This window comes from Candidatus Nanopelagicales bacterium (assembly GCA_037045355.1).
In the GTDB taxonomy this organism is placed as follows: domain Bacteria; phylum Actinomycetota; class Actinomycetes; order S36-B12.
The window spans coordinates 1-9,878 of the sequence record JBAOHO010000006.1 but is presented as its reverse complement, the minus strand read 5'-3'; the positions used below and the strand labels follow the sequence as shown (position 1 = coordinate 9,878).

The following is a 9,878-nucleotide window of genomic DNA, read 5'->3' as shown; positions in this document are numbered from 1 at the left end:
GGGAAGAACGTGGCCCCGGCCGTTCTAGAGGATCGGATGCAGGCCCACAACCTGATCGGACCGACCATGGTGGTCGGGGATGGTCAGCCGTTCATCGCGGCGATCATCACGCTCGACCCGGACGCACTGTCGGCATGGGCCACATCCCACGGGAAGGACAGCACTTCCGTTGCCGATCTGCGCGATGACCCGGAATTGATCGCTGAGATCCAAGCCGCTGTCGATGATGCCAACGCGGCGGTCTCCAGGGCGGAGTCCATCAGATCGTGGCGGCTCTTGGACGCGGACTTCACGGAGGAGACCGGATACCTCACACCGACGCAGAAGCTGAAACGCAGTGTCGTGGCCAAGGACTACCGCGAAGAGATCCGGAGTATCTACGGGTAGCGAACGGCGAAACTGACCCGCGGAGTTGATCTATATACTCCAACGATGATCCGGTTGCGCAACATGTTGGGCATCGCCACGGCGACAGCTCTCGGCGCCACGGTGCTCGCAGGCCCCGCGGCTGCCGATGACGTGGTGCAGTGGACCTCGAGCAACTACCTGAACAACTCTCAAGCGGGAATCGCGCTCGGCAACGTCGCGTTCACCTCCGCGTCCGACACCTTTGCGGCGTGGACCCTCACTTCCGGGGTGAACTACCAACCACAGGTCACCCGCGGCACCAAGGGCGCGTCGACGACATGGCCTCTGGATGAGGCCACCGCCACGCAGTCCCAGACGCAGTTGGCCATGGCGAAGGACGGATCTACGGGTTTCGCCGTGTACAAGAAGCTCGTGGGCGGAGTCGGCGAACTGTTCTGGTCGCGGTGGAACGGAACCTCATGGTCAGGAGGGACCGAACTCGCCACCTCGGTAAACCTCGCCACCCCGCCGGCCGTCGACATCCGCCGCGACGGCACGTTCGGAGTGGTGGTCTGGAAGACGTCAGCAAACGGCACCCAGGCTGCCCGGTTCAATGGCACGACATTCGCCACCCCCGAATCGCTGGATGCCAGCACCACCGGAGGCACACTGTCCGCAGCGGTCGCGACCGGCGCGAATCGTGCCCTCGTCAGTTGGATCTCCACGTCGGCACAACTCCGTTCGCGAGCGTGGACGGGCAATGGGTGGGCGCCCGCCCGTGATGTGTCGCAGAACGTCGGCGCGTCCACTGCCGGGGCGGGTGTCGTCGACCTTTCAGCGGATGGAACCCGATCCGTGGCCGTCTGGGCCATGAACACCGGCGCCGAGACCGCACGTGCAGCCGTGGGCAACGGCGACACATGGGCGACTCCCACCACTCTCGGCACAACCGTCGCGAACATCCAGGACATGGACGTCGCGCTCAATGCCGACGGCTCGCGCGCCTGGGCGGCGTGGGGCTACGACACAGCCGCTGCTGGCAGCAGCGTGTATCTGAATCGCGCACAACTGGAGTCAGGCAGCTGGTCCAGCCCGACGATCGCCGACGGGCCGAAGTCGGATGACACAAGGCCCGATCCGGACGTCGGCATCTCCGACTCCGGTCTGCGGGCCACCCTTGCCTACCGCGGAAAGCAGGACTCGGCGAACTTCGTCGGCTACGTGCAGGTGCTGTCGCGAGGTAGTTGGGGATCGGGCGTACCTGTCGGCACGTTCGAGGGCAATTCGGTGTCGGGTTTCACCCGCATGGCACTGTCCCCCAACGGGACCCTCGGCTCCGCGGTGTCAGTGGAGAACACGGGTGGACAGCAGGTTCTGGCGCGCAGGGCGATGACGATCCTCACTGCGCCTGATGCTCCGTCTGCGCCGGTGGCCGAGCAACTCTCCACTCCTCTCGGCAACATCGTGAGATTGAGCTGGACGCCGGCCGAGTTCATCGGCAACTTCGACTACCCGTCATTCTCGGTTGAGTCCGACCCTCCGGGCCCCGTGTGCCCGACGGACGGGTACTCCTGCGTAGTGCAGGGCATGACGCCAGGGATCACCTATCGTTTCCGGGCCTTCGCTACCGCGTACTACGGGGTGTCTGAACCGTCACCGTGGTCGGAGCCCGTCACGCTCCCACTCCCACCTGGTGACCCGGTATCCCCCGGTGACACAAGCCTCGCCACACCCAAGATCAGCAAACTGACGGTCAAGCAGGGTCGCTCAGCCAAGGGCATGCGCAAGGTACAGGTGCGCTGGACAACTACAGCCCCGGCAACCTCGTACCAGATCCGTGTGTCCAAACCAGGCGGCAAGAAGTGGAAGCCCTGGCGCACAGTCACGCGGCCCAAGGCGATCCTGCGACTCAAGCGAGCCAAGAAGTACCGCATCGCCGTCAAGGCACAGCAGGCTCAGGTGACCTCGCCGGCGAAGATCGTCCGGTTCCGCGTCAAGCGGTGAAGCCCGGCGGTCGCTGCTCTGCCGATGACACGGGCACCACTCTGCGCCCCATACTCATTGCTAGCGTGATCGACAAGGGAGGTCGGGCGGCGCGGCCCTGAACTCCAGGGGGATCCTTCGCCGCGGGACACGAACCTGGAGGTGGCCATGAACGTCAGCACCACGGTCATCCTCGTGGCCCTGTCAACGTCACGCTGGCTCTCGCCTTGCTCATCCAGTCCCGATTCAGTGTCCGGCCGCCGGGTATGCGGCTGTGGGCCGCAGGACAAACCCTCATCGCCGCTGGACTGATCATCAGCGCCTTCCGCGGTACCAGCCTGGCGGGCAAGATCGCCATCCCCCTGTGGCAGAGCACTACCATCGCCGGGTTCGTTCTGGTCTACGTGGGCATCCTTCGCTTCTTCGGCCGCAGGGAGCGCTGGGCACCGCTGGTCGCCCTCCTGGCGACGCTCACGGTGTGGTCGTCCTTCTTCACCTTCGTCGTCTTCCTGGTTCCGCCTCGCGGTGCCGCAGTGTACGTGTGTGCCGCCATCCTGGTCGTCGCCTGTGCCCGCGCGCTCCACTCATATGCCGAACCCGCGGTACGGGCCTCTGCGAGGTACTTGACGTGGGTCTTCAGCGCCCTGGGCGGGATCTACCTGGTTCTGGCGGTGGTGCAGGCCTCACGGTGGGACAGCCCCCAAGGCATGTTCGCGAACAGCCCGATCTACACGACGGCGTACGTCGCCACCGTGATCGGGACCGTCCTCTGGGTAGTGGGCCTGATCTCCATGGTGAACGAACGGCTGCAGGCCAGCGTCGCGGTGCAGGCGGACAACATGACAAGGATCTTCGACACGAGCCCAGACTGCGCCATCATCAGTCGACTCTCGGATGGAGTGATGGTGAACGTCAACGAGGGGTTCAGTCGGGTTACGGGATTTTCGCGCGCGGAGGCCATCGGACGTTCCTCGCAGGACCTGGGACTATGGCTGACACCATCGGATCGAGCCCGTCTGATCGAAAATCTCCACCCCACAGGTGAATGTGAGAATCTACCGGTGGTGCTGCGACGTAAGGACGGGTCGACGGTCGAGTGTGTGGTGTCGGCCAGCACGCTGGACATCGATGGCACGCCACACCTGATCAGCCTCACCCGGGACGTCACGGAACAACGCGCGCTGGAGGCCCAGCTGACCCACGACGCGGCCACCGACGCGCTGACCGGCGTGGCCAACAGACGTCACTTCCTGGCGCAAGCACAAGAACAGATGCACCAGGCGGCACAATCCGGTCGCAGCCTGTGCGTCGCGGTGATCGACATCGACGGTTTCAAGCAGATCAACGACATCTGCGGCCATGCGGCGGGCGACGCGGCTCTGGAACACTTCACCCGGGTCGCGGAGCGCAGAACCCGCGAGGTCGATCTGCTGGGCCGCCTCGGGGGCGACGAGTTCGGCCTGCTCCTACCGCACGCCGGAATCGACGAGGCTTACTCGATCGTTGATCGCATCCGGCAGGACCTTCTGGCCGAGCCTGTCCCGGATCTCGACCCGACCGAGCCGTTGGTGATCACCATCAGCGCGGGAGTGGCGGCCTTGCGATCCAACACCGAGACGCTGCAGGAGGCCATCGCGGAGGCCGACTCGGCGCTCTACGAGGCCAAGGCACAGGGAAGGAACAGGACCATCAAGGTCTCCTGAGCGCAACCGCCGATGCTCAGTGCGAACGGATGAACTCGCCGGCGCAACGGGACCCGCCAGAAGCCCCCGGGAGTACGATGATCATGTAGCCGGTGGGGGCGCCGGCACCCGGTGGTCGGATGCCCGACACCTCCTCCCGGGAGGTGTGTGTCATGGACATCGCGGCGCTCTCACAGTGGTGGAGAAGGATTGCGATCGGCGTCGTTCTCGCCATGACGTTGGTGGGACTACCGGCGCAACTGGTACAGGCCGACCCGGTGGCGTTCGGCACGATCCTCACTCAGGCGATGCCGATCGAGGCGGCCGTCACCCCTGACGGATCCCGGCTCTACGTCACCAACAACGGCAGCGGATCGGTGTCGGTCTTCGACACGCAGACCAATGCTGCGGTGGGCGAACCGATTCCCGTTGGAAGCTGGCCCCGGGGGCTGGCAGTCACCCCCGATGGATCGCGTGTCTACGTCGCCAACTACGGTGCCGGGTCGGTGTCGGTGATCGACACCAGCACCAACGCCACCGTAGGCACTCCGATCACAGTCGGCGGTTCACCATGGGGCGTGGCGGTCACTCCCGATGGCAGGCGTGTCTACGTCACGAATGTGTCGGGAACGGTCTCCGTGATCGATACCAGCACCAATCAGGTCGTGTCCGGGATCACCCTCGGTGTGGTCACCCATGGTGTGGCCGTCTCGCCCGACGGCAGCCGTGTCTACGTCACCAGGTTCGGCGACGGTTCACTCTCGGTGATCGACACCAACACAAACGCCACGGTCGGAGACCCGATCCCGGTGGGCGCCCTGCCGGAGGGGATCGCCATCACCCCCGGCGGCAAGCACGCGTACGTCGCCAACCACGGCAGCGATTCCGTGTCGGTCATCGACACGGAAACCAACTCCCCGATCGGTACTCCGATCGCAGTGGGCGACTGGCCGTGGGGCATCGCGGTCAGCCCCGACGGTGACCAGGTGATCGTTGCGAACAACCAGAGCGCCTCTGGGTCGGTGATCGACACCGACACCAAGACCACCGTCGGCAGCCCGATCGCTGTGGGTGCCGCGCCTATGGGGGTCGCATTCAGGCCCGACGGATCGCGCGCGTACGTGGTGAGCTCCGGCCACTACCTCGTGACTGTGATCGCGGTGCAGCCGTCACCGCCGACGGATGTGACGGCGGTCGCCGGAAACGGTGAGATCACTGCGTCCTGGCAGCCTCCCACCTTCACAGGTGACCAGCCGATCACCGACTACCTGGCGACCGCATCCCCCGGCGGCCAGCAGTGCACGACTGGCGGGGCGACCACGTGTGCGTTCCCCGGGCTCACTAACGGCGCCGCCTACACGGTCACTGTGACGGCGACCAACAGCATCGGCACCTCGATGCCGTCCAAGCCCTCGACAGCCGTGACGCCGACGGCACCCGTTATGCCGCCACCTCCGAACACAGCACCCACTCCGGGCAGGGTCAAGGGAGTCAAGGCCAGAGTCCGCCATGGCAAGGTCCGAATCACCTGGCGGTCCGTCGCCGGCACCACCGTGTACCGCGCGCGCATCTCGAAGCCGGGGGCCGTGAGTTACAAGGCGTGGAAGACCACCACGAAGCGCGTGTTCAGGGCCACGGTTCGCACAGGCAAGGCGTACAGGTTCCAAGTCCGCGCGCTGGGTGCGGGTGGGCGTGGGCCGGTGACGACTCTGCGGTTCCGGGCACGCGAGCGGTGAGGCTGTCGGCGCTCGACGCCCTGCATCATCCATGCGGGCGGCGGAATGGTTCGTTCGGGGCTGTCCTCACGAGCCTCTACTGACGCATACTCGGAAGGCAAGCGGGTCGGACCACTCGCGGATTGGACACGGACATGAGCATGCGCAAGGTTGTGGCGGCGACAGTTACATTGGCGGCCACGGGCGGGGCGATGATGATGAGCGCTGGAGCTGCGAACGCGGCCGGCGACCCGGACTTCAAGACGGTGTCCGCACCCGCGAGTGTGGTGTCGGGCCAGATGTTCAAGATCAAATGCCAGCTGAAGAAGAGCGTGAACTGGTCCGGGGCGGTGGCCCAACTGGATCAGAAGAAGGCCACGATCAACGCCAAGCGTGATGTCTCCGCCAACGGCAACTGCACCATGCGGGTCATCCTCGGACCGACGGGCAAGCAGAAGATCCGCGTGATCGTCACCCAGAACGGCGGCGCGCTCGAGTCCGCTTGGTTGAAGATCAAAGTGAAGCCTGCCTAGCCGTCAGCAGGACCACCAGTAGCGGTTGGGATCACACCAGGGCGAGACCCTGGGCGCCGGCGACGCGATGGGCTCCGACTCCCATGCGACCGCCTTGATGGTCGGATGTCTCGCTGTACCTGGGCCGTTGATGAGCAGTTTCCGCTCACTCAACCACGCTGGGGACCACCGGCCCGTATCGCGTCCACGCCAACCAAGGCCGCTCTCGCCGGCGGACACGTTGACGATCCGCTTGTTGCGCAGGTCCCGCACCAAGACGGTGCTGCAGTTCACGTCGGCGTAAGGCAGCACATCTGTGACACAACCTGTTCCCGCGCCGAAACGGAACGCGATCCGGTTGCCGGAGGGCGAGAAGGTCAAGCCTGTGATCTCGGGCTTGCGCGGCAGCGTGAATCGCCCTGGGATCAGGGGCTGGCGTCGGCCTGTGGCAAGTCGCTCGATGAAGGCTCCACGCCGGGTTCGGAAAGCGACCGCGGTCGAGTCCGGCGCCCATTGCACCGCAGGGCCGCGCAGATTGGGACCCTTCGCGACTGTAGCGATATTCCCGGAACCGAGGTCCTTGACCAGGAGGCGCGTCCGACCTGATCCGGCCGCCGCGCGAAAGGCCACCCTGAGGGAATCGGGCGACCAGACGACTCCCCCGCGTGTATTGGCCCGCAAGAGTTCCGGGGTGGTTCCGTCCACGTCCACGATGTACAGCGATCGGCGGTCGAGCCCACGGCCCAAGGGATCCTCGGAAGACTCGAACAGCACCCGCCGTCCATCGGGGGAAGGCGCCCAGCCACGGACCCGGCCAGCTGCCGGGACAATTGCGCGGACGGTCCGCGAGGCCACGACTGCGACCGCGATGCCGCACCGGTCCGGGTGTCTGCAGATCGACAGCACCAGGTGATCATCGTCGGTCCACTGAGCACGACCGGAGTGCGCGGACACCACGCGCCACTCCCCTGTGTCGATGTCCGCGAAGCTGACCCCGTCGGCGCCGGTCGCGAAAGCGATGCGACGGGAGTCCGGCGACCACGACACACGTGAACCAGAGTGCGCAACTCTCCGAACCTCCCCTGTCGCAAGCTCGCTCACGAACAACCCCGGTTCACCGCCCCCCAGCTCGGGGTCGTCGGAGGCGAACGCCACGCGGGTACCGTCAGGCGAGACCGTCCAGCCATGACCAGTCGCAGGAAGTCCGTTGCTCCCGACGGCGACGGGCGCCAAGAGGCCGGGCAGCGACGTTGTGTCCCTGCGGTAGCGGAACGTGACGGTTGTGCCTTTGCGGATCGTCAACTGCTTGACACGCGCCGTTGACGCCTGCTCGCCGACGACAGGTAAAGGAAGGAACGTCACCCGGCCTGGACTGACCCTGACAGTGCGCGAGGAGACGATGCGCACATCCCGTACCCCGTGCCTGTCGTATACGCGCACTGTCGCCGGGGTACCCAGCAGCCGTCCGCTGATGATGACCCGTACGGCCGGGTGCACCTCCGGGTCAGCTGCCGCCGGCCCTACTCCAGACGCGAGCATGGCGCCGCCGATCCCGGCGATCACAGCCACTCTCGCTCCCATGCCACACCCCTGCAGTCCACGGCCAGAATAGGGGCCGTCGCCCGGTACAAGGCCCATCTCCGGTCTCGGGCATGACAGGATGTCCAAACGATCATGTAGATAGGAGGCCCCATGCGAATGCTCGGCCTTGCCGTTGCCATCGCATTCATCGCCTCCCCGGTCGCTGCGCAGGCACAGACCGTTCCGGTCGATCCTGGCCCGATCGCCAAGGGGCGCCCGATCCTCGGCACCACGCAGAACCTGCCCTCGCTGGACTCTGAACATCCCTACGACGTCGGGCCGGGAACCGCCTCCCAGCTGCGCCGGATCTACCAGAACGGCACGATCCGAGCACTTCAACAGGAGGTCGCGCAGGACGCGCGCAAGACGGTCCTGCAGTGGTTGCGACAGCACCCGGACGCGAAGAAGCCTGCGGTCGTCTTCGACGTCGACGACACCATGCTCAACAACTTCGAGGAGTACAACTCCAACGACCCGGCGTTCTCCTACAACCCCGAGACGGACAAACAGTTCGCGGTGGAATGCAAAGCGACAGCCAATGCCCCGGTACGCCGGCTCTACCGGAAGTTCCAGGCAGCGGGCCTTCGCATCGCTGTGATCACCGGCCGGCCTTCCACCCAACGCGCTGCCACCATCAACTGCATGGAGAAGCGCGGCTTCCCGCAGTGGAACAGATTCATCACGCGCACGGATGCCACGAGTTCACTGAGTTCCGCGCGATTCAAGGCCAAGGCCCGGGAGTCGCTACAGGACGACGGGTGGACAATCGTGGCCAGCATCGGCGATCAGGTCAGCGACATGTCCTACGGCCGCCTGAAGTACGGCTTCCTGATGCCCAACCCGATGTACTACCTCCCCTAGCCACCTCTGCACTAGCCTGCGGTGATGCGACTCGCCCTGCCAGGGTCTGCCACCCTGGGCGGCACCCAACGCCGACTGTTGCTCGCCATGACGGCAGCGGCCGTCATGGTCCAGACGCTGGGCGCGAGCTTCAACTACATCCTCGACGACATGCTCCGGGGGCTCGGGTCGTCGGCCTCGCAGTCCGACTTCGCGCGTCAGATGCCGACGGTGGGTGCACTTCTGGTGATCTTCATCTCGGGGGCACTCGGGCAGCGCTTGGGCTCCAAGCGGGTCATCCTCGCCTGTTGCGGCTTCTACGCACTTGGTAGCGCACTCGTCGCCGTCGCACCCTCCATGCCCATGGCCACGTCCGGGCTGCTGCTGGCCAACATCGGCAAGGCGGCCCTGCTGGTCGTGGCACTGGCCTCGCTCAGTGCCACAGTGCGGGACTCGGACGGGCGCGCGACCGCATTCGCTGTGTTCTCGGCGGCCATTCCCTTCGCCTACCTCTTCGTGCCATTCGTGGCGGCTGTGATCGTGGAGTCCGCGGGATGGCGTTGGGTGACCGCGGTCTGGGTCGCGGCCGGAATCCTGGCGATGGTGCTGGTGTGGGCCCTCGTTCCCGCCGACACTGCCGCCTCGCAGCCAACGGGAGAGATGCTGACGCCGGCCCTTGCGGGTTTGGTCCTCGCGCTGGCGGTCGAGTCAATCACGCAGCTGTCACAGCGCGGTCCGACAACGGCATTCCTGCTCCTGCTGGCTGCATGCGCAGGAGCAATAGTGGCTTTGGTCCTGGCGATGCGCAGAATCCCGAACCCCACGCTGGACCTCGCACCGTTGCGCCGCGGCAATCTGGTGCTCCTGCTCGTCGTGCTGGTCCTGACACTGTTCGCGAACCTCTTCTTCTACATGACCATGGCGCTGCAGTACGTCTACCGGCTATCCCCCGTCGACGTGGCACTCGCGATGGCACCTGCACAACTGTGCGCTGTCATCGGTGCCACCGCCTCCGGGCGGCTGGTTCGACGCTGGGGCATCACCACCGCCGGCTCGGTTCTCATGGGGCTGGTTGCCGCCACGTTGATCTGCAGCGCGGCCCTACGCCTGGACAGTCCGTTGTGGCTCGCGGTCTTGATCGTGTCCGTTTACGCCGCGGCGGCGGCTGGTGGCGGTGTGGCTGTGACGAACGCCGTGATGGACACTGCTCCACCAGG

At 65.8% G+C, this 9,878-nt stretch carries 8 protein-coding genes; 7 read left to right on the top strand and 1 reads right to left on the bottom strand.

Annotated features, from left to right (window positions below):
• From V9E98_00885 to V9E98_00865, 5 genes are all read left to right on the top strand, one after another.
• Positions 1-387 (top strand): long-chain fatty acid--CoA ligase (locus V9E98_00885; GenBank protein ID MEI2715552.1); only part of this gene is annotated, 387 nt, incomplete at its 5' end.
• Between the two features lie 45 nt (positions 388-432).
• Positions 433-2,352: a fibronectin type III domain-containing protein gene (locus V9E98_00880; protein MEI2715551.1), complete on the top strand. Its 1,920-nt coding sequence runs from the start codon at positions 433-435 to the stop codon at positions 2,350-2,352.
• Positions 2,353-2,597: 245 nt separating this feature from the next.
• A complete protein-coding gene (locus V9E98_00875; GenBank protein ID MEI2715550.1) occupies positions 2,598-4,034 on the top strand; it encodes a diguanylate cyclase in 1,437 nt (478 codons plus the stop codon).
• A gap of 119 nt (positions 4,035-4,153) precedes the next feature.
• Complete coding sequence (locus V9E98_00870; protein ID MEI2715549.1) at positions 4,154-5,749, top strand: beta-propeller fold lactonase family protein; 1,596 nt, start codon at positions 4,154-4,156, stop codon at positions 5,747-5,749.
• 134 nt (positions 5,750-5,883) lie between these two features.
• Positions 5,884-6,261 (top strand): hypothetical protein, encoded by a 378-nt coding sequence (locus tag V9E98_00865; protein ID MEI2715548.1) that lies wholly within the window; start codon positions 5,884-5,886, stop codon positions 6,259-6,261.
• 3 nt (positions 6,262-6,264) lie between these two features.
• Here the strand turns inward: V9E98_00865 and V9E98_00860 are convergent, their stop codons facing one another.
• On the bottom strand, positions 6,265-7,809 hold the full coding sequence (locus V9E98_00860; GenBank protein ID MEI2715547.1) for a hypothetical protein: 1,545 nt from the start codon (positions 7,807-7,809) through the stop codon (positions 6,265-6,267).
• Between the two features lie 123 nt (positions 7,810-7,932).
• On the opposite strand from V9E98_00860, the gene V9E98_00855 reads away from it, so the two are divergent.
• The gene (locus V9E98_00855; GenBank protein ID MEI2715546.1) at positions 7,933-8,682 is read left to right on the top strand and encodes an HAD family acid phosphatase; all 750 of its coding nucleotides are present in this window, start codon (positions 7,933-7,935) and stop codon (positions 8,680-8,682) included.
• Positions 8,683-8,706: 24 nt separating this feature from the next.
• A partial coding sequence (locus V9E98_00850; protein ID MEI2715545.1) for an MFS transporter occupies positions 8,707-9,878 on the top strand: 1,172 nt, incomplete at its 3' end.